The sequence below is a fragment of the Wolbachia endosymbiont (group A) of Andrena fulva genome (assembly GCF_964026815.1).
In the GTDB taxonomy this organism is placed as follows: domain Bacteria; phylum Pseudomonadota; class Alphaproteobacteria; order Rickettsiales; family Anaplasmataceae; genus Wolbachia; species Wolbachia pipientis.
This window is the reverse complement of record NZ_OZ034701.1, coordinates 1,317,979-1,338,796: the sequence shown is the minus strand read 5'-3', so window position 1 is coordinate 1,338,796 and position 20,818 is coordinate 1,317,979. Positions and strand designations below refer to the sequence as shown.

The window sequence follows — 20,818 nt, the reverse complement described above, 5'->3', positions numbered from 1 at the left end:
ATTCTTAATGAATTAAAAATACAATTCATTCAGTGAGTTTTTTTAGTGGGAAAAAATGACAAAAAATATTTCAATTATTAGCAGAAACTTAATTAGTATCGAATTAGTTAACAAACAAGATTTAGAGAATTTCATCAAGATTTTCACAGTGCTTGATAAACATATAGCAGCTAAAACACTTTTTACAGAAGAAGTGAGAATAGAGTATAAACAACACAACGGCATAGAAGTTGTTGAATTGCTAAAAGATACAGACTTTACATATCATGAGGTTGAAAATGTATTGAACCACCTGAGTAAACATGGAATGAAGGTGCCCAGCAGTGTTATAGCACACACCCTTTTTGCTGCATACAATCATGCACTTGAATTTAAGGATGTAGCATTTTCCTTTTCTGAAGGCTCTCCACAATTTAACATCAGAGTGAGTAAGAACACCTTCATAATAACTCCTATGAGTGAGGAGAATTTGGAATTGAATTCACAAAGTAGCAAGAAATTAATAGAGTCGTTACAGAGCGAAAAAAATATTTATGATTGTATAGTAGAAGAAAATACCATTAAAGTTATAGTGCATTCTGAAATACATCAAGCTATAAATTTGATTATAAAATCACTGATAAAGTCTCGCCTTTTAGCAAAAGAGGAAGAAGGAAAATTCAAAGAGAAATTGAGACAACTTGCTTTTAAGGATCAAGCTTTTGTTGAGTATTCCAGTATCAAAACCATCAGTAGGTATCCACATAATCATCCTCTGAGAAAGCATGAAAGTGTTACTAAGGATATAGAAAATATTTTATGTGATTTCATAGCAAATGAGAATAGCGAGTTCGCTATAGAGCGGTTAAATAGGCTGAGCTCAGCAGTTTCTCCGGATACTCCAAGAATCATCACTAAAACTATAGATAAACTTGTTAAGTTTCACTAAGATATACGAGAGCCAATAGATTTCTTGTATTACCTTTTGTCATCCAAGTAGCCAAGGCTACTTGGTTCTTTTTTTGGGTTCCAGCTATGTACATAGCTGTATGAACATTGTAGCCGTTATTCAAGTAGCCCGCAGAAGCGAAAAACTTACTTGACAAACTCCGCCAACTCCCTTATCATGAAACTGAAGCTATTTATTTATCTTCTCTGTACAGATTAAATGACAAAAAAACTCACGTATCTGGCGTCTCATGTTTAATTTTTTGCACTATGTGCACCTTATGTCTTTATAAAGTTCTAGGTTTTTACCTAATATAAGCTAAAATGCGCTTATAAAGCATTTAAAACATAAAAAAACGCCAACTTAAAAAATGGATAGTGAATAACTAGCTACCCTAGGGTTTCTTTTGCCTTTTTTTCTGTTTAGTAAATTTCTTAATGTTTATAATTTAGATTAGTTGCGGCTTAAAAGCAACTGAATCGCGGTTATTAAACGTTTAGAATAAAAAAACGCCATACTTGAAAGTATAATGTAAGTAATTAGCCAACCACGGGGCTTCTTTTGCCTTTTTTTTCGTTTGGCAAATTTTTTAACATTTATAGCTAAACGACAACCGTCATCCCGCTACTTGTTAGCGGGATCTAGAGATACCGCGAATGAATCGCGGTATGACGGTTCGTGGCGGTATGACGGTTCGCGGTGGCATGACGTAGAATTTTATACTCACCAACTCAGTATTCCAACCTGGATTGTATCTTATCGGTAAAAAAGAAGAGCTATTTTAGGAAGTTTTTATAGGACTAAAACCAAAGAAAACTTGCATATAAGTTTATCAAGATGTAAAATTGAAGTTATTTTAAAAGAATAGGTTAATTATGAATCTTGTAACAAAATCTGCTATCGATTTTACTGCTTCATCTGTTCTCTCTGACGGAGAAATTGTTGATGATTTCTGTCTGAGTAAGCGCATAAAAAATAAGTATGCTGTCCTTTTTTTCTATCCACTTGATTTTACTTTTGTTTGCCCAACTGAATTGATATCGCTCAATAATAGAATAAATGAGTTTGCAAAGCGTGGTGTTGAAGTGATAGGAATAAGTGTAGATTCAAAATTTTCACATTATAAATGGCGAAACACCCCAGTTAATGATGGTGGTATTGGAGAGATTAGCTACACTTTAGTGTCTGATATCAAAAAGTCTATATCAAGAGACTATGGGGTCTTATATGATGACTCAATTGCGCTGAGAGCAACTTTCGTTATTGATGATAAATTTATTGTACGTCATCAATCGATAAATGATTTGCCTTTAGGGCGTAATATCGATGAATTCGTTAGAATCGTTGATGCAATTAAACATAATGAAGAGCATGGTGAGGTGTGTCCAGCAGGGTGGAAAAAAGGTAAGCCAGCAATGCAGGCAAGCGATGAAGGAGTAGCTGATTATCTAAACTCATACAGTGAAGAATTATAAATTTAGTACAAAAGTTCTTATTATTGGATCTGGGGCAGCGGGTTATGCTGCCGCTATATATGCAGCACGTGCAAACTTAAAGCCAATTATAGTAACGGGAATGCAGCCTGGTGGTCAGCTTACAATTACTACAGATGTTGAAAACTATCCTGGTTTTGTTTCAATACAGGGTCCAGAACTAATGGAGCAAATGAGGTTGCATGCAGAAAAGGTTGGAGCAAAAATAATAGATGATGAGATAAAAAGCGTTGAACAACTTGAGGATTCTAATGAGTATAGGTTTAGATCTTCTGGTAATACTAATGACTACTATTCAGATGCAATTATAATTGCATCCGGTGCGCAAGCAAAATGGCTTGGTCTCAAGAGTGAAAAAGAATTTCAAGGTTACGGAGTTTCAGCTTGTGCAACTTGTGATGGTGCGTTTTTTAGGAATAAAGTTGTAGCCGTGATTGGTGGTGGAAACACTGCTGTTGAAGAAGCAATATTTTTAACTCGATTTGCCAAAGAAGTGATATTAATACACAGGCGTGATAAATTGAGAGCGGAAAAAGTAATGCAAGATAGGCTCTTTAAAAATGATAAAATAAAAGTAATGTGGAACCATACCGTAGAGCAGATTCTTGGAGAAGAAAATCCGAAAAAAGTTACTGGTATTATAGTTAAATCAACGGAAGCTCAAGAATTAAAAGTGGATGGAGTGTTCATTGCAATTGGGCATGCACCAAATACAGGTATTTTTAAAGGCTTTGTTGAAATGGATCAGCAGGGTTATATAATTACAAAACCTGGAACAACTTTAACTAGTAAAGCAGGAGTGTTTGCTGCAGGTGATGTTCAAGATAAGGTATATCGTCAGGCAGTAGTTGCAGCAGGAACAGGATGCATGGCTGCGCTTGATGCAGAAAAGTTTTTGGAGTCGTAGTTAATTCTAGGATTTTAGATAAATTGCTTGCAATTTTCCTTTTCTTTTACATAATTATGTTAGTAAATTATTAGATGGGTTTAATATGCCTTATGGAGAGAATAGGACAAATACTAATGGTTACAGATATCAGAGAACTCTAGATGCACCGACACAAAAGTTATTTAAAGCTATTGATGATGAAAACCTAGAAGCTTTTAAACAAGCTTTGGAAGGAGATGCGGATGTTAATGCGTTTGATGAAGAAGGCATGACACCTTTGATGTCTATTGCTAGAGCCTGTGATGTCACTTATGGTAGACAACCCATGTTAGAAAAAATGGCTAAATTGCTTATACAAAATAGCAGTATCGATATTAACGCTCAAAATAGGGAATATGTTTATGAGGAAAGGCAAAAGAAAGACAGCCAAGGTCATGTAGTTTTTCAATACCTTGGAAAAGAAATAGTACGTGATGGTTTTTCGGGTTCCAAGCGCTTTACACTAAGAAATGGACGGAGATCAATAAACGCTAGTAAATTCAAGTACATTGATAGTAATGAAATAGTAACGAAAGATGATAATGAACCTATATGGTTTACTACTGATCATTTTGTAGGATATCATGAAGAAAATATTGGTTTCAAGGTTTTGACAGAAAGCTATGACGGTGTAAAGGAGGAGGTAAGGACACCCTTAATACAAAAAAATACAGCCTTACATATTGCTTGCCAAGTTGGAGCTAGAGATATGGTAAAAATATTGCTCACGCACCCAGGTGTGGAAACTGATATTAGAAATTGTAAACATAACAGCCCTGAAGGTTGTCTTGAAAGAAGTTCCAGAGATGTAATAAAATTGGAGTTTGAAAAAGCACAAAAAGGAAGAGATTTATTAGGTGCTCTTTCTAGCGGAAACATTTACCAAGCGAAAAGACCATTAAATCAAGAGTTTAACCCTAATTGCTGGAAAAGAAGCCAAAGTGAAGAAATAGAAACGCCGCTTAGCTTAATTATTCAATCATGTTTACAAGGAATAACATCAGATAACAAAGAAGTATTGACAAAACTTTTAAAACATAAAGAGCTAGATTTTAGTCAAATAAAGCCAATACAAGATATAGAGAAAAATTCATGGGTGAAGCAAATAATTGAACAAGCTATTACAGAGCGATTAACTGATACTATTAATAGAAAAGATCTAGATGATGTAAAAGAATTGGTAAAGGATAATTGCTTCATAAATCGTGCAATTGTTACTGCTGCATTGAGAGATGCTAGTGAGCCAACTGAGTCCGTTAAAAATTATCTAAATGAAAAATTTCCTGCAAATACGAATAATATACCAGAAGATTCTGAGGAGTTTGTACAAGAGCTTGTCGATGAACTTGAAAGAACAAAAGCTCAACTTGCAGAAACAGAGCAAGAGCTAACGAATAAAACTAGCAAAATTTCACTATTAGAAAGAGATTTAGGGCAAGTAAGACAGGAAAAATCGGCTCAAAAAACAAAAATCAATGATCTAAATAGTGAAGTAACTCGACTTAATAGAATTGTGTATGGAAGAGCAAGTGACACTGTTGAAATTTCACAATTAAAAAGAGATTTGAAACAAGTAAGGGAAGAAAGAGATAGGCTTTCATCAGAAAATAGACTGCTCCGTACTAAAAGTCTGAGTAATAAAAACGAAAAACCCTCGCAAGCAATTTCTTCTGATAGAGAACAAAGCAACTACGCTTCTGCTTCTTTTGTGTTGTCTGGAGCGTTTGCTGTTGGTGCATGTTTAACAATACCTAATTTGGAAATATGTATTCCACTTGCTGTAACTGCATTTGCCTTTTTTACAATTGGATGCTACTTTTCATACAAAGCAAACACAACACTTAGCAACGTTAAAAGCACTCAGCTTGGTGATTTAGAACGAAGTTAAGGTTTTGATTTCTTCTCCAAACTCTGCTGAAAATTTTTATACATATTAAAAACATCTTGATAATTGAGGTGAGTGTAAACTTGAGTGGTCTCAAGACTCGAATGACCAAGCAATTGTTGTATTGATCTTATATCAATATCTTCCTGAAGCAAATGAGTAGCAAAACTATGACGAAATGCATGTGGAGATAAGATTTCTGGCAGATTTAATATTCTCCTTATTTTCTGCAAACGATTAGCCACATAAGTTCTTCCCAATTTTTTTCCTCTTACTCCCAAAAAAAGATATTGTGTTTCATTATTAGTGCCAAGATAAGGACAGGCTTTTACATATTCTTGTATACACTTTTTTACTACCGGAAGAATGAATACCTGCCTTTGTTTATCTCCCTTACCTGTTACTATTAAACTTTCATTGTTAATATCACTAACCCTAAGGTTCAACGCTTCACTGATTCTTAAGCCTGTACCATATAGCAGGACGATAATTGCAATTTCTCTTTTTATCACCCAAGGTTCGCCCAGGTCGGATAGTTTCATTTCTTTCAATAAAGTTTTTATATTAGGTATTGATAATGCTTTGGGCAGAGTTCTTCTCTGAATTGGCCTTGATAAGGAAAATACAGCTTTATTGTCTATATTGTAGTTGTTTTTTATGTACTTGAAAAAATTTCTGATTACTGACAATGCACGAGCGTTAGATCTTGCATTCACACCTCTTGCGTAACGAGAGGTAAGCCAACTTCTTAACTCAGGTACGCTCAATTTTTCCAAAGTGCCGACATTTACTTCTCCACCAATGTGAGTATTTAGGAAACTTATAAGATCCTTCAAGTCCCTCATGTATGACTCTAAAGTGTTTGGTGAATAAGATCTGTTGCACCTCAGCCACTCATACCATTTTTCAATGATTGAACCAAGGTCCACGATTACTTTTTAAAGAAAGCATCGATGCACGCATCTCGAAAGGCTTCATTTATATCAGGATGAGAGTGACAAATTCTGTATATATCCTCTGCTGCTGCGCCATATGCCATTGCAACCGCTGCTTCGTTTATTAGCGTGTCAGCGTATGCTCCTATGATATGCACACCTAGTATTGTATCTGTTCTGCTACAAGTCAGCACTTTCACGAATCCTTCAGCATCATCAGTGATTTTTGCTCTGCCGTTTGCAGCAAATTGACACTTACCCACTTTGTATTCACGGCCAGCATTTTTGAGTTCCTCTTCTGTTTTACCAATCGAGGAAACCGCAGGGTGAGTGTAAATGACAGATGGTATGATTCCATAATCAACGTGAGGTACTTGCCCAGCGATTATCTCTGCAACTGCTACCCCTTCTTCCTCTGCTTTATGAGCAAGCATTGCTCCACCGATCACATCACCAATAGCAAATATTCCTTTCACATTAGTTTCATATCTGTTGTTAACTTGAACGAAACCACGACTGTCTTTCTCTATTTTTTCAAGACCCTCAGTGCATGGTTTGCGACCTACTGCAACCAGCACCTTATCCGCCTCTATAGTGTTTGTTTGATTATCTTTTACAGAGCAAACTTCCACACTCAAAGAATTACTATTTTGTTTTATCTCCTCAACTTTAGTGCTGAGTAAAAATTTTACTCCTTGTTTTTGTAGGCTAGAAAGTAGAGACTTACTTAATTCTCCATCCATTGCTGCAGCGATTCTGTCAAAAAATTCTACTACAGTGACTTCAGACCCTAGCCTGCTCCATACAGAAGACATTTCAAGCCCTATTGCCCCGGCTCCGATTACGACAAGTTTTTTTGGTACTTCAGTTAAAGATAATGCACCAGTTGATGAAATAATACTTTTCTCATCGATATTAATTCCTGGCAAAGAAATAACGTCAGAACCGGTTGCAATTACTATATTTTTTGTCTTCAGCACCTTACCTTCAACTGAAACTTCAAGATTACCTTGGTCAAAAGAAGCAAGCCCATTGACTTTAGTGATTTTGTGAAGGTTAAACAGATATTCTATACCTTTTCCAAGTTCCTGAACTCTGGCGTCCTTATAGCCTAGCATTTCTTTTAAGTCGAAACTTGCGTCCTTAATTTTTATGCCAAGCTTCGACAGATCATTTTTCGTGTGAGCATACTGATAGGAAGAATGGAGCAATGCTTTGGAGGGTATGCACCCAACTCGCAAGCACGTACCACCAAAAATGCTATTTTTATCTATACAGGCAACTTTCAATCCAAGTTTTGCAGCAGCGATAGCGCACTTATAGCCTCCTGGGCCACCACCTATAACAATCAGGTCATAATCAATCATAAAGAACAAACCTATTTTCTAAAGAATAAACACCTTTTCCCTCAGTTGTTACATATATTTTATCGTGAGTAAACACTAGAGTGTGAAACACATTACCAGGTACTTTGACTACCTTTCCTGCACTTTCAGATCCCTGAAAAGCAAACATTGAACCTTTATTGCTTGTCACCCACAGTGTATGGGCATGCATAATTGGAGCAAATAGTTGCGTATCTTCTATTAAATCAGATGCCCAGACTGTTTCTCCATTTTTTATATCCAGGCCAATTATTTTATCGTCTTTAGTAACTATAAAAATTCTTCCGCCTTCTTTTTGTTTCTTTACAGGAATGAGAGGACTGTAATATGATTCAATGTCTGATACACTTTTTACTTGCAGTGACTTTGACCATAAAATATTTCCTGATTTCACGTCAATGCTATAAATATAAGAATTATTTGTAGCTATTAAAGTATCGCCAAGCACTCTTGGTGTAGTAGTTACATCTGTGAGCTGTGTATCCAAAAGGTTTGTAGCCAATTTTTGGCTCCACAATTTTTTACCGTCTTCATTAAAAGCTATTAACTCACCATTTGAAAATGGCGCTATTATTTTATCGTTAGAAATTGCTGGCGATATGGAATACCAACCTCGAACCTCATTGATACCGTTTTGATAAGTCCAAACGGAGCTGCCATCTTTTATATCAAACACGTACAGATAATTATCAATAGTCAATACTACCAATTTATTATTTATTACTGCTGCTTTCCCTCTTACTGGAGCTCTCAATTCTTTTTCCCACTGAATCTCGCCGGTTTTTGCATCTATTGTGTGTAGAACGTTATCCACTATAAAGAAAACATTTCCTCCGTGACGCAATAGGCTCATGTTACCAATTTTTTTCCTATGTGAGAGGTGTAATTTCCAATTCATAGCCTTTGAGTTATCAATATCAAAGGAATATAAAGCGCCGTGCTTGTCTGATAAAATAACGCTATCTTCTGTAAGCACTGGAGCTACATATCCTTGAGATAGTTTTTTATCCACTAGAATTATTCGCTCGCTTGCCATTGTGTAACTGCTACACAATAACATTATCATAACAATTATTACTTTCATTATTTATTGAAAACAAGATTCATTAATATACATCTTAAGAACCTTAATTACAACGGAAATGTTCTTGCTGCATGTTAAAAACGTTAATTTATGAACGAAATATTATATTATTATGTAAAAAACTATACTCTTAGAGCTCATCCACTATGCGGCAACTTGCATAGCTGTACGAACATTGAGATATAAAAGTAATTTATACCAAGAAGAAAGATGTCATCCAAATAGCCTCTTTTCCTGTCATCCCAGTGCTTGACACTGGGATGGCTCTGTTGCATCGCAACTGAAAAAATCTGGTGGCTACTGACAAAATTCATTATAAAATAGCCATTTAACCGCTTAAGGAAAAATATGCCACAAAAAATGAGAGTTAGTAACTGCCATGAATATAACAAATTTCTAGAAAAAAGAGGAAATATTTTTCGTTACATCGATAAAGCTATCGAAAATTGGTATGAAAATAGTCCAAAAATGCAGGGCGGCAACTATATTTATAGTGATAAAGTTGTGATTTTAGTGCATATAATCGTTAATCTTTTTAGAATTGGCTTAAGACAAACAGTCGGGTTTATAAAAGGATATTTGCAACAAATAGGAAGAGATTTGGCAGTTATCAGCTATTCGCAAGCTTCAAAAAAAACTTAATATTAAGATCAATGATTGCAGAATTGATAAAAATAATATGGAAGATATCGAAATTGCCATAGATAGCACAAGCATCAGCATTTATAACAACACACAGCAAGGAAAATAGCGCTGACAGAAAATATCGTGGCTATGAACAGACAAGAAAATTGCATGTAATGTTGAATATAAACAGCAAAAAAGCCATAGCTGCAAAATACAGTAACGGTCTGATCACTATGGAGCTTGCGATTTACTTAAAGGAGTTAATTTTCAGCATGCCATAAAAGCACTATATGCAGACAGAGCATATGACCATACGCGTCAAGTTAAGAGATTGTGAGCAAATTTAGAGAGGTTAAAGTGGATACTCTAGCCCTTCTACGTTTGTCTTTTAATAAAAATCGCGACCAAGTTATAGTGAGTTTTTTAAGAAATACTTTTAAACTATTAATCTTGGTTAATACTAAAAATAACTCTCTAACCCGTCTTTTTAGCTCAATAAATGCCTTTGTTAAGCTAAGTTCTGTATTCTTTTTCACTTCTGTGCAACCAACTATGCCGTGAAATATAAGAATTGCGCACAATTTAGCATATAGTTCACATAATACTCTGCATGGCTTTCCTTTTAGCTTATCAAGTCTGATATGGCTTTTATACAATTTAAATAATAACTCAATTTGCCACCTTACTCTGTAAATCGTTAATACTTGCTCAGCACTAATTTTATTTTCTGGAACATTAGTTATAAATATTGACCAGTTCAACAATTTTTGATTTCTTTTAGAGGATGTATATCCCTGCGATCTTGCTAATCTATTAGCTTTCCTTCTTCTGGCTATAGACTGTTCTTCAGTTAGTTTCTGACATATAATTCTTACTCTAATTTTTGCTTCTTTTCCTAACAATACCTCGTTTTCTAAAAATAACTTATCCTCTAAACATTCTAATAACTCCATTTTTTGATTTGTTTCTACATCATATACGTTGGTATCGGATTTATAACGACTTATGAAATAAGCTCCTATTTCATTGATTTGTTTAAAAGAACTTGGCACAAAATAACCGAGATCAGATATTAGCAAATCATTGCTTGATATATTACTTAAATGTTTCCTATATCCCTGGTCTGATCTTATTCCCTCCGTTAAATTAAGTTGGTCTATTATCTGATTCATGTAATCGAAAACTAATTGTAACTTTATTCCAGACTTAGTATTGCTTTCATAGCCACTGTAGCTAGTACCATAACCTTTATACATCTCTTCCATACTGTTAGGTAGAGTAATATAGCTACTGTCCAATAATTTAACACTATTAAATTGCTGTAAGATTTTGCAATCAACTTGCAAGATATTTTTAAAGAGAACCACAGATTCATTATACATCCTTTTCATAAATTCCACTGCTTCTTCAGTAAATCTAAAATCCAAACCTTGTTTTGTTATATCTATCGAGTCCTCGTTTAGTAATTGACACATTGTTTCTACGCTACAATTATCAACTCCTATATTACCCAAGACCATGGCTTTTACGAATGATGAACCTTTTAGCTTTCTCTTTCTTTTTATAAACCTTGTTGTAATTGAGATTTTCTCTGCTTTTTCATTAAAAAATTCTTTGAGCTTTTTTGATAAGCAAGTTATTTTATTCATTGGTTCTCTCACTAAAAGTACATCTGGGAGAACTTATACCTTATTATTCTATCTCTTTCATACCTTTATTTCCTTAACTTGACGCGTATGGAGCATATGACAGACATAAACTCTATAAATTGTGTGATGAATGCGGCATAAAGACAAAAATTCCTCCAAAAAAACAATGCAGCAGAGCATCCAAAGTATGGCAGAAAGAAATGCTGCAATTAGACTAATAAAGTCATACAGCGAAGATGGAATGAAGAGGTGGAAAAGGCAAACAAACTACGGAAAAAGATCTTATGTAGAAAGTTTTTTCTCGCGACTGAAACAAACATTCGGGTTTAATTTTCGGAACAAATCTGAAATTAATCGTGGGAAGGAACTGCTACTCAAGTGTTATTTGCTTAATCAATTTACTGACATTGGTATGGCTAAATTTGAAATGGCTACATGAATTTATCGTAAATTACCACCGCATAGTTGTAACATTGTACCATATTACAATGTTCGTACAGTTGTGTGCGCGACCGGGGGTTTTATACTATTCTAGAAGTAACATACGGAAAAGGGGGGATTCGAACCCCCGACATATTTTCATATGTGCACGCTTTCCAAGCGTGTGCTTTAGACCACTCAGCCACCTTTCCATGCTTATTCATAATATTGAAAATTGTACTGCTAAACAATATAAAAACCTGGTATATAGGGTTCACCACGAAAATTCACAGTATTGTTAAACTTGCTTCTGCAAGTTGGAAATGTTTTATCGCAACCTGCGAGTATTGAATATTTATCTCCAGCAAAAATTTGGTATGGAGGCGAAGTAAACAACGTAACTACTTTATTTTTATATTCTTTTACTACACCTTCAAACGCTATTGAGCCAAAGAATTTTACTACTCCGTGCTTATAATATTCATCACTCTCAGTTAAATTCGTGTCTTCAAATCTTCTTTCGTCTATTACTTTAGTGATTGTACTTATTTTACTAAATTTTTTAGTATCGGCTTTACATTTATCATCGCAAAATTGTGCTCTGCATGCAGGAGAGTATAATTCTGCTATGCTTCTCTCAAGCTTTGCTGAGAGCCCTCTAATTTCAGCAATAAATCTTCCACTACTTAATGTCACTTTACCAAAAATTCCTGAATGTAGATTCATTGTTCCCTGGGTCAAGTCTTTATAATTCACAAGAAATATCTCAATATTTGCAAAGTCGTACTTTCCTGATAAAACATCTTTTTCTTTGATATCAACACTATTTAATATTCCCTCAATTTCCAAATTATCAGTCTTTAAATCGCTGTTTAATATTATACTACTGGCTGTAAATCCACTTGAAGATTTATAGAGTATATTATCAATATTTAAGTCTTCATCATAGTCAGTGAATCCCATTACTTCTCCACCTGCAAGCGTTAATTTCCAGCACGTAGCAGTGGTAAGTAATTCTCCAGCTAAATGATTTTTTAGTGTGGTTTGCATAGGGGCCTCCTGCTTAATTGATTAAATTTGAAAGTAGCTATACGGCCAGTAGAATAAGGGCAGTGTGTTCTTTTCTCATCATCTAAGTAGCCATAAAGCGTCATTCCGGTGACCATAGGGTGTCATTCCAGTGCTTGACACTGGAATCCAGGAAATTTTGCTTGTAAGTAAGCAAACTGATTTGGTGAGCATAAAAAGTGGCTGATCTTATGCTGAATAAACGCTTTTGATGAAGTTGCATGGAAAGCTGGATCCCAGTGTCTGGGCACTGGGATGACATCCTTCTTGGTGGAGTGTCCTCAAATCACAATGTTCGTACAGTTGTGTGTCACGCACTGGGATGACAGGAGAGAGGACACCATATGTTTATTTGATCGACAAATAAACACTAACAGACAAGAATACACCACAGTTAACTGTGGTGTGTACTGGCTGGTTAGAAAGAAAACTTCACACCAGTAAGAAGGAGAATTCCTTGGTTAGAAGGTACATCAGCATCAGACTCATCTTTCAGCTTACCTGTTTCGTTAGTCATAAAATAATGGAGAGCTGCGTAAGGAACAAATTTGTTCTTACTGCATGCAGGAGACAGATCATATTGAACGCCAAGTGCACCATCATGAAGCATATCTTTGTCATTCATTCTGCTGCCAAAATACGTCAAACTTGTGTAGATATTCTCATGTTGATACCCAGCTCCTACAGTCCAATACATGGTATCTATACTATCTTTACCAAATTGAGCTTTCAGCCCTTCCACTCTTTTGCCATCAGTAGCATCTTTACTATCAATTTCCGTATAGGTATCACCAATTAATTTTTTAATACCCTTCGGTTGACCAGATTTGCCCAAGTATGCAAAAGAGGCAGCAAACTTTACGCCTTGATCTTCATTAATCTTATAATCAGCGCTTACACCCAAATTAACACCCATAAGGTCATTGTACTCTACATATTCATTATAAACATGCTTATCTTTATTTAGTTTTTTTGCTTGACCATACTCACCAACTGCAGAAGTTTTAACTTTTACATTATATTTATCAAAGTCATATTCATATGATGCACCAGCACTTACTATGTGCTCATAGTCTGGACCGACATGCCTTATCTTATCTTTTACCTTACCGTTTTTCTCTTCTTTTTCTTTCACAATAAACAAGCTACTATCATAACGAGGTGCATAACTGATGCCAAACCTTGCGCCCATATAATTTGGTGAGTAGTAGGCAACTCTAAATGGCAGTGTAGTCATAACGCCTTTGTTATATTTCCCTGCCATGCGGAAAGAGAATTTTTCACTTTCACTCGAAAAACTTTCAGTGTAAAGACGTGGTGTTACATAAAATGGAAAGCTAGCAGCGCTTCCTTCTAAGTTCACTTTTCTGAACCAGTCACTATCTGCAGCTCCGTCAACAGTCGCAATTCTTGTTGCATCAAGCCTCATCAGAGCCTCAGGACCAAATTGGTAACCAAGCTTCACGTCACCATATTTTGAGTTAACAAACACATGCGCACTTCTGCCTTTTGCAGCATAAACACCCTGTGAAGCTCCCTTACCTTCGGTCACTGGGACATGAAACTGCACGTCAGCACCATAAAGAAGACCTAAATCTTCATTCTTATTTTCTGCTCTGAGGTGCAATATTGCATCAGCAATCATACCCATATCGTTGCTGTAATCACCAATATTTCCTATTCCTTCATAGAATATTGGATTTGCTCCTCTTGTTATATCTGGAGTGGCATTATAATACTCTGTAGATCTGTTTGGCATAACGTTATAACGTTTATAATCTGCGCCACTTGGTCCAGCTTTGCCATAACCTTGAGCATCAACAACACCACCAAAAGTTATTCTTAAATTACTTTGCCCTTGATTGGTATCGATAATATCAACTCCACCAACTGAAACAACAGGACTTGCCTTACCTTTTTCCTCTGTATTTTTGTTAACAACTTTTATATCCTTCTTTACATCTTTAGCTTCAACTTTAGCATTCTTAGTTTTAGAACGCTTAGTTTTTGAAACTTTACCTTTTTCTATATTAGAATTCTTAGCGTTTAGAGCTTTCGCTTTTGAATCCTCTATAAGCTTTGCTTTTTTCTCATTTGCTAGCCTGATCTCCTCTTTTTTCTTCTGCTCGGCTGCTAATCTCATCTCTTCCTTTTTCTTAAGCTCTTCAGCTTTTTTTCTTGGATCAGCATTACATATTCTGTCCATCTTTTCTTTCAGTTTTTTATTTGATGTTTTCATAACTTCTGTTTTTCCAGAAGTTTTTGTGCTCTCTTGCTTTTTTATTTCCTTCATACTCTCATCAGGAAAGTCAGCTGCAAAACTGCTGAAAGAACATAAAGTTAATAAAGAAACTAGAGCAGTTCTAGTATACATAGACTTTTTCATGAAGTGCCCCCAAAAAATTTCGAAATCATATCTTAAATGTAAATAGTATAAAAATGTTGAAAATTCAACTTAAAGCAACCTTATAACGAAAATAAAAGTAAAATGCAATACCTTAAAAGCAACTTTCTTAATATGCTCAACGTGTATATTAACCAAAATTTAGTACAGAGGTTCGCTTGTTAGTGCATTATAACTCGACTATTTATTCTATGGAAGTAAAATTTTTCCACCACAAGTTCTTTCCCATTCTTCTTTAAATTTCTTTAGGTATTCTTTTTTTTCGCACTCTAAAAGCAGCTCTTCCGCACTTTTGTTGTAGCTTTCAGTAGTAATCCTTCCCTGATGATGCATGAACCTTAAGTAAATCAAATAAGTGTTAATTACATCTGTTTCACAATAATCTCGAATCTCTTGTATCTTGCCGCTATCGTATAAGTCCATAACTTGTGACCCATCAACTCCAATCTTACCAGGAAGATTAAATGCTGCACAAACTTCGTTCATTTTTACTCTCGCAGAAGCTCCAAAATCAGAGAGGGATTCAAGCAAATCACAATGCCAATCACTGCTATATCTCTGATTGTAACTATTCCACTTATCGCCAGCTTTATGAAAATATTCCGCTTGAATGCCATGGACCATAGCACGATACTTCAGCACTGGTATATCAAAAGTGCGTCCGTTGAACGAAACTAATCTTGGCTTTTTCTCTGATATGTAGTTAAAAAATCCTTTCACTAGCTCCTTTTCACTGGAATTTAGTGTGCCTCCAGATCTTATTTCTTGCAGTGTGAACACCTCATAACCACTCTGGTAGCTTATATTGCAAAGTAAAAAACTAATAACTACAACAAGGTGAAAAGGCTGACGCAGAAAAGAGTTTTGCCCGTTTGTTATTTCAAGATGATATTTTGTTAATGCATCCCTCTTCTCTTCTACACTACTATCATCACTAATATTGAGTAAATTTTTGCAGGAATTTACATCTGGTATAGTTTCAATATCAAATACCAATAAAGAATTAAGCATTGCCTATATACTCCTCCGGACGGTCGATCCAAGGTCGCACTTTCACAAATAAAAAGAGGTGTACCTTGCACTCAAATAATTTTTCTAGTTCAGCACGCGCTTCGATATTAATTTTTTTAATATTACTGCCATCTTTTCCTAGTACTATTTTTTTATGACTATCTTTCAACACAAATATGATCTGTTTGATGACTAAACTCTTATCTTTTTTTTCCTCAAATTGTTCAGTTATAACAGCTGTAGAGTATGGCAATTCTTCACGCAAGTTCAAGAATAATTTTTCTCTCGTAATTTCTGCTGATAAAAAATTTGTCGAGGAATCGGTTATTTGATCTTCTTCATAAAACCAGGGGCTCACCGATGCAACTTCAGACAAGTAATTCATCAAATCAGAAAGTCCATCATTCTTTAATGCTGATATCATAAAAACCTTTTCAAATTTATAAAGCAAATTCAGATGCTCATGCGCCATCTTTAATTCAGGCCTTTTTACCAAATCAGTTTTATTGATAACCAAAATGCATCTGCCTTTTGTGCGCTGCAGCCGCATAAATATAGTCTTAATTCTTTCTATATTTTTCAAATAATTGCTTACATCAACAAGCAACAAAGTGATGTCACTATCCTTAACTGCCGACCATGCAGATTTGACTAAAGCTTTTTCAAGTTTTGTTTCTGCTGAGAAAATTCCTGGGGAGTCAGTAAAGACAACTTGTGTGTTGTTGCATGTTGCAACACCCCTTATTTGCGTCCTTGTTGTTTGCACTTTAGGGGTGACAATTGCAATTTTCTTGCCTATGATGCTGTTAATTAATGTAGACTTCCCAGCATTTGGTAAGCCAGCTATCGTTACAAATAAGCATTTTTGTTCTTTCACAAAGAAAATTATAAAGAAAACTGAATGTCAGCGTCAAGCTACTTATATGACAAGAAGTCAGAAAATCCATAGGAGGATTTGCTAATGAAGGCTCTTAAGTTGACGCCATTGCCAGAACGACTGCTTGATTTAAGGGTAACGTTTTAACCATAAGGTCACTAACTCCTTAATATGTGTGTTCATAATTTGATTTTCCACGAAAGACATAATAGCAATAACCAGTGTAAGTTAAAATGATTGGTAAAAGCGGTATTATAACAATGAGCATTAAAGATAAACTTGGCCCAGAAGCAGCTGCATCCAGAATGGTATATTGAAAAGGTATAATCCATGGGTAGATACTAATTCCTAAACCTAAATATCCCATAAAAAAAATAGCAATACTGAGAAAGAATGGACGGTACTCCCGTTTAGTATTCTGAAGATCAAACCACAGCATGAAAAATAGCCAAGATGTGAGTAATGGAATAGAAAATAAATAATAAAAATTTGGCATACTAAACCAAAAGTTTTTAATACGTTCATTTAAAAATGGTGTCACTACACTCACTAGTCCCATGAAAATACCTACAAAACCAAGCGTATAAGAAGCAACCTTGCGTGCCCATTCTTGTGTTATATTTTCTGTCTTCATTATGAGCCATGTAGAACCTAAAAGTGCATATCCAAATATCACAGCAACGCCTGTCATTACACTAAAAGCACTTGCCCAATCAAATTGGCCACCAGAAAAGTTGCGTCCGTTTACTTCTACACCATGTATAAATGCGCCTAAAATCATGCCCTGGCAAAATGCAGCACCAAGTGACCCAAAATGAAAGGCATAATCCCATAATTGCCTGTATTTTCCTTCTGCCTTAAAACGAAACTCAAAGGATACTCCGCGCACTATAAGGCCAAGCAGCATAATAATGATTGGAATATAAAAAGCAGGCATTAATATTGAATATGCAAGAGGAAAAGCAGCAAACAACCCTCCACCACCCAATACCAACCATGTTTCGTTTCCATCCCAAAATGGTGCAATTGAGCTTATCATGTGATCACGGCATTTATCTGACGGTGCAAAAGGAAGTAAAATACCAATACCTAAATCAAACCCATCCATTAAAATATACAGTAAAACATCTATGGCAATTAGTAATCCCCAGATTAGGGGTAAATTAATTAAGGAAGAAAAATCAAACATGATTGTTGTCCTTTCCAGATGTACCAGCATCAATCACTGAAGCTCCAATACCGTGTTTATAAAATTGCTCTTCTTCTTTAATGACAGGAATTCCTTTGTATATAAGTTTCAGAATATAGTAACTACCTGCTCCAAATATAAGGGTATACATAACGATAAATGCAATCAAAGACCATGCAACCTGAGGACCGGTAATCGCAGATGAAAATGATTCAATTGTGCGCATAATTCCATATACCATACGCGTCAAGTTAAGGAAATAAAGGTATGAAAGAGATAGAATAATAAGGTATAAGTTCTCCCAGATATACTTTTAGTGAGAGAACCAATGAATAAAATAACTTGCTTATCAAAAAAGCTCAAAGAATTTTTTAATGAAAAAGCAGAGAAAATCTCAATTACAACAAGGTTTATAAAAAGAAAGAGAAAGCTAAAAGGTTCATCATTCGTAAAAGCCATGGTCTTGGGTAATATAGGAGTTGATAATTGTAGCGTAGAAACAATGTGTCAATTACTAAACGAGGACTCGATAGATATAACAAAACAAGGTTTGGATTTTAGATTTACTGAAGAAGCAGTGGAATTTATGAAAAGGATGTATAATGAATCTGTGGTTCTCTTTAAAAATATCTTGCAAGTTGATTGCAAAATCTTACAGCAATTTAATAGTGTTAAATTATTGGACAGTAGCTATATTACTCTACCTAACAGTATGGAAGAGATGTATAAAGGTTATGGTACTAGCTACAGTGGCTATGAAAGCAATACTAAGTCTGGAATAAAGTTACAATTAGTTTTCGATTACATGAATCAGATAATAGACCAACTTAATTTAACGGAGGGAATAAGATCAGACCAGGGATATAGGAAACATTTAAGTAATATATCAAGCAATGATTTGCTAATATCTGATCTCGGTTATTTTGTGCCAAGTTCTTTTAAACAAATCAATGAAATAGGAGCTTATTTCATAAGTCGTTATAAATCCGATACCAACGTATATGATGTAGAAACAAATCAAAAAATGGAGTTATTAGAATGTTTAGAGGATAAGTTATTTTTAGAAAACGAGGTATTGTTAGGAAAAGAAGCAAAAATTAGAGTAAGAATTATATGTCAGAAACTAACTGAAGAACAGTCTATAGCCAGAAGAAGGAAAGCTAATAGATTAGCAAGATCGCAGGGATATACATCCTCTAAAAGAAATCAAAAATTGTTGAACTGGTCAATATTTATAACTAATGTTCCAGAAAATAAAATTAGTGCTGAGCAAGTATTAACGATTTACAGAGTAAGGTGGCAAATTGAGTTATTATTTAAATTGTATAAAAGCCATATCAGGCTTGATAAGCTAAAAGGAAAGCCATGCAGAGTATTATGTGAATTATATGCTAAATTGTGCGCAATTCTTATATTTCACGGCATAGTTGGTTGCACAGAAGTGAAAAAGAATACAGAACTTAGCTTAACAAAGGCATTTATTGAGCTAAAAAGGCGGGTTAGAGAGTTATTTTTAGTATTAACCAAAATTAATAGTTTAAAAGCATTTCTTAAAAAACTCACTATAACTTGGTCGCGATTTTCATTAAAAGACAAACGTAGAAGGGCTAGAGTATCCACTTTAACCTCTCTAAATTTGCTCACAATCTCTTAACTTGACGCGTATGATTCCATATACAGTGTAAGGTTGACGGCCAATTTCAGTAGTAAACCAACCTGCAAGTAACGCTATGAACCCAGACGGCATCATTGATATCCACCATCCATGTAAGAAACAACTTTGGAATAATTTGCCACGAAGATACTGTATAACACTTACTGACCCAATTATGATCATTAAAATTCCAACTCCAACCATTATACGGAAGGACCAGAATACCCATACTACAGGTGGTCTATCTTCTTTTTTCCATTCCTTTAATCCTTTTACTTCTCCTAAAAAATCATGTGTTAAGATCAAGCTGGCAAGATTAGGAATTTTTATCTCGTAGTGATTAATTTCATTTTGCTGATCCGGATAAGCAAATAAAAGTAAGCCAGCCCCTTTTTCGGTTTCTCATATACCTTCCATTGCAGCAATCTTAGCAGGTTGATGCTTTAGTGTATTTAATCCATGCCTATCTCCCATGAACAGCTGAAATGGTGCAGCTAAAGCTACCATAATGGTTGCCATACCAAGCATAATTCTTGCTTGAGGAGCATGTCGTTTTCTCCAAAGATAAAATGCTCCTACACCACCAACCACAAAAGCTGTTGTAAGATAGGCTGCTGTTACCATATGAATAAAGCGATAAGGGAAAGAAGGATTAAAAATAATCTCTAACCAATTGGTTGGATATAGGAGACCATTCTCACCAATCGTGAATCCAGCGGGTGTTTGCATCCAACTGTTGGCCGCAATAATCCAAAAAGCTGAAATAAGCCTTCCCACTGCAACAATACAAGTAGAAGCAAAGTGCATACGAGAACTTACTCTATTCCATCCAAATAGCATAATACTCAAAAAAGATGCCTCCAGAAAAAAGGCTGTTAAAACCTCAAAGGAAAATAGAGGGCCGAGAACATTGGCTATGCGGTCAGAAAAAATCGACCAATTGGTACCAAGTTGATATGACATTACAACTCCAGATACCACTCCCATGCCAAAAGCAACGGCAAAAATCTTGATCCAGAATTTATAAACATCACGGAAACGTGTATCACCAGTCTTAAGCCAACACCATTCCAAAAAGGCTAGAAAACTTGCAAGCCCGATCGTGAAAGCAGGAAATATAATGTGAAAGCCTATTGTGAAGGCAAACTGAATTCGAGCTAATAATAAAGGATCAAATTTAAACATTTTACCTAATACCCATGTATTACAAATAATAGCCAAATCTGCCTATAATTCAATCCATTTTTTCACAAAATTGACCTTACCCAGAAAAAGTAGAGA

General features: G+C 35.2%; 17 protein-coding genes, 1 tRNA gene and 1 pseudogene. 7 read left to right on the top strand and 12 right to left on the bottom strand.

The window, feature by feature from the left end; translation table 11 throughout:
- Nucleotides 1-55 precede the first annotated feature (55 nt).
- From AAGD84_RS06765 to AAGD84_RS06750, 4 genes are all read left to right on the top strand, one after another.
- Nucleotides 56-928: a hypothetical protein gene (locus tag AAGD84_RS06765; protein WP_007550039.1), complete on the top strand. Its 873-nt coding sequence runs from the start codon at nucleotides 56-58 to the stop codon at nucleotides 926-928.
- Nucleotides 929-1,803: 875 nt separating this feature from the next.
- The gene (locus tag AAGD84_RS06760; RefSeq protein WP_012673206.1) at nucleotides 1,804-2,403 is read left to right on the top strand and encodes a peroxiredoxin; all 600 of its coding nucleotides are present in this window, start codon (nucleotides 1,804-1,806) and stop codon (nucleotides 2,401-2,403) included.
- Entirely contained in the window at nucleotides 2,390-3,328 is a 939-nt protein-coding gene (gene trxB / locus AAGD84_RS06755) for a thioredoxin-disulfide reductase (RefSeq protein ID WP_341817983.1), read from the top strand. The genes AAGD84_RS06760 and trxB overlap by 14 nt, the downstream gene beginning before the upstream one ends.
- Nucleotides 3,329-3,413: 85 nt before the next feature.
- Complete coding sequence (locus AAGD84_RS06750) at nucleotides 3,414-5,237, top strand: hypothetical protein (RefSeq protein ID WP_341817982.1); 1,824 nt, start codon at nucleotides 3,414-3,416, stop codon at nucleotides 5,235-5,237.
- Here AAGD84_RS06750 and AAGD84_RS06745 read toward each other — a convergent pair.
- Genes AAGD84_RS06745 through AAGD84_RS06735 form a run of 3 tightly spaced genes read right to left on the bottom strand, consistent with a single transcriptional unit; the run spans nucleotide 5,234 to nucleotide 8,638 of the window.
- The gene (locus AAGD84_RS06745) at nucleotides 5,234-6,163 is read right to left on the bottom strand and encodes a tyrosine recombinase XerC (protein ID WP_265038099.1); all 930 of its coding nucleotides are present in this window, start codon (nucleotides 6,161-6,163) and stop codon (nucleotides 5,234-5,236) included. The genes AAGD84_RS06750 and AAGD84_RS06745 overlap by 4 nt on opposite strands.
- Nucleotides 6,164-6,165: 2 nt before the next feature.
- The gene (lpdA, locus tag AAGD84_RS06740) at nucleotides 6,166-7,536 is read right to left on the bottom strand and encodes a dihydrolipoyl dehydrogenase (RefSeq protein WP_264722877.1); all 1,371 of its coding nucleotides are present in this window, start codon (nucleotides 7,534-7,536) and stop codon (nucleotides 6,166-6,168) included.
- The gene (locus tag AAGD84_RS06735) at nucleotides 7,529-8,638 is read right to left on the bottom strand and encodes a PQQ-binding-like beta-propeller repeat protein (protein ID WP_264722876.1); all 1,110 of its coding nucleotides are present in this window, start codon (nucleotides 8,636-8,638) and stop codon (nucleotides 7,529-7,531) included. Before AAGD84_RS06735 ends, lpdA begins: the two co-directional genes overlap by 8 nt.
- 348 nt (nucleotides 8,639-8,986) lie before the next feature.
- Between AAGD84_RS06735 and AAGD84_RS06730 the strand changes: the two genes are divergently transcribed.
- Nucleotides 8,987-9,280 carry a transposase gene (locus tag AAGD84_RS06730; RefSeq protein ID WP_080717625.1) on the top strand — a complete coding sequence of 98 codons (294 nt, stop codon included), beginning with the start codon at nucleotides 8,987-8,989 and terminating at the stop codon, nucleotides 9,278-9,280.
- Nucleotides 9,281-9,588: 308 nt separating this feature from the next.
- On the opposite strand, the gene AAGD84_RS06725 is transcribed toward AAGD84_RS06730, so the two are convergent.
- Nucleotides 9,589-10,914, bottom strand: a complete 1,326-nt coding sequence (locus tag AAGD84_RS06725) for an IS4 family transposase (protein ID WP_341817981.1) — start codon at nucleotides 10,912-10,914, stop codon at nucleotides 9,589-9,591.
- A 187-nt stretch (nucleotides 10,915-11,101) separates the two neighbouring features.
- Here AAGD84_RS06725 and AAGD84_RS06720 point away from each other — a divergent pair, with 187 nt between their 5' ends.
- Nucleotides 11,102-11,353, top strand: coding sequence for a hypothetical protein (locus AAGD84_RS06720; RefSeq protein ID WP_022626339.1), 252 nt, complete (start codon nucleotides 11,102-11,104; stop codon nucleotides 11,351-11,353).
- A 106-nt stretch (nucleotides 11,354-11,459) separates the two neighbouring features.
- Here the strand turns inward: AAGD84_RS06720 and AAGD84_RS06715 are convergent.
- The 7 genes from AAGD84_RS06715 to AAGD84_RS06685 all read right to left on the bottom strand — a co-directional run bounded on the left by AAGD84_RS06715 (nucleotide 11,460) and on the right by AAGD84_RS06685 (nucleotide 18,124).
- A tRNA-Ser gene (locus AAGD84_RS06715) sits at nucleotides 11,460-11,546 on the bottom strand.
- 31 nt (nucleotides 11,547-11,577) lie between these two features.
- Nucleotides 11,578-12,384: a DUF2163 domain-containing protein gene (locus AAGD84_RS06710; protein ID WP_265029996.1), complete on the bottom strand. Its 807-nt coding sequence runs from the start codon at nucleotides 12,382-12,384 to the stop codon at nucleotides 11,578-11,580.
- 436 nt (nucleotides 12,385-12,820) lie between these two features.
- Entirely contained in the window at nucleotides 12,821-14,788 is a 1,968-nt protein-coding gene (locus tag AAGD84_RS06705) for a porin (protein ID WP_264722950.1), read from the bottom strand.
- 207 nt (nucleotides 14,789-14,995) lie between these two features.
- A complete protein-coding gene (locus AAGD84_RS06700) occupies nucleotides 14,996-15,817 on the bottom strand; it encodes a 3'-5' exonuclease (RefSeq protein WP_065094884.1) in 822 nt (273 codons plus the stop codon).
- Nucleotides 15,810-16,694 carry a GTPase Era gene (era, locus tag AAGD84_RS06695; protein WP_012673254.1) on the bottom strand — a complete coding sequence of 295 codons (885 nt, stop codon included), beginning with the start codon at nucleotides 16,692-16,694 and terminating at the stop codon, nucleotides 15,810-15,812. The genes AAGD84_RS06700 and era overlap by 8 nt, the downstream gene beginning before the upstream one ends.
- Before the next feature lie 166 nt (nucleotides 16,695-16,860).
- Nucleotides 16,861-17,883, bottom strand: a complete 1,023-nt coding sequence (gene cydB / locus AAGD84_RS06690; protein WP_341818175.1) for a cytochrome d ubiquinol oxidase subunit II — start codon at nucleotides 17,881-17,883, stop codon at nucleotides 16,861-16,863.
- A complete protein-coding gene (locus tag AAGD84_RS06685) occupies nucleotides 17,876-18,124 on the bottom strand; it encodes a cytochrome ubiquinol oxidase subunit I (protein ID WP_341817980.1) in 249 nt (82 codons plus the stop codon). Before AAGD84_RS06685 ends, cydB begins: the two co-directional genes overlap by 8 nt.
- Before the next feature lie 87 nt (nucleotides 18,125-18,211).
- Between AAGD84_RS06685 and AAGD84_RS06680 the strand changes: the two genes are divergently transcribed.
- Entirely contained in the window at nucleotides 18,212-19,537 is a 1,326-nt protein-coding gene (locus tag AAGD84_RS06680; protein WP_341817979.1) for an IS4 family transposase, read from the top strand.
- 6 nt (nucleotides 19,538-19,543) lie between these two features.
- On the opposite strand, the pseudogene AAGD84_RS06675 reads toward AAGD84_RS06680, so the two are convergent.
- Nucleotides 19,544-20,722, bottom strand: a pseudogene (locus AAGD84_RS06675) (cytochrome ubiquinol oxidase subunit I); the annotation flags it as partial.
- Nucleotides 20,723-20,818 lie beyond the last annotated feature (96 nt).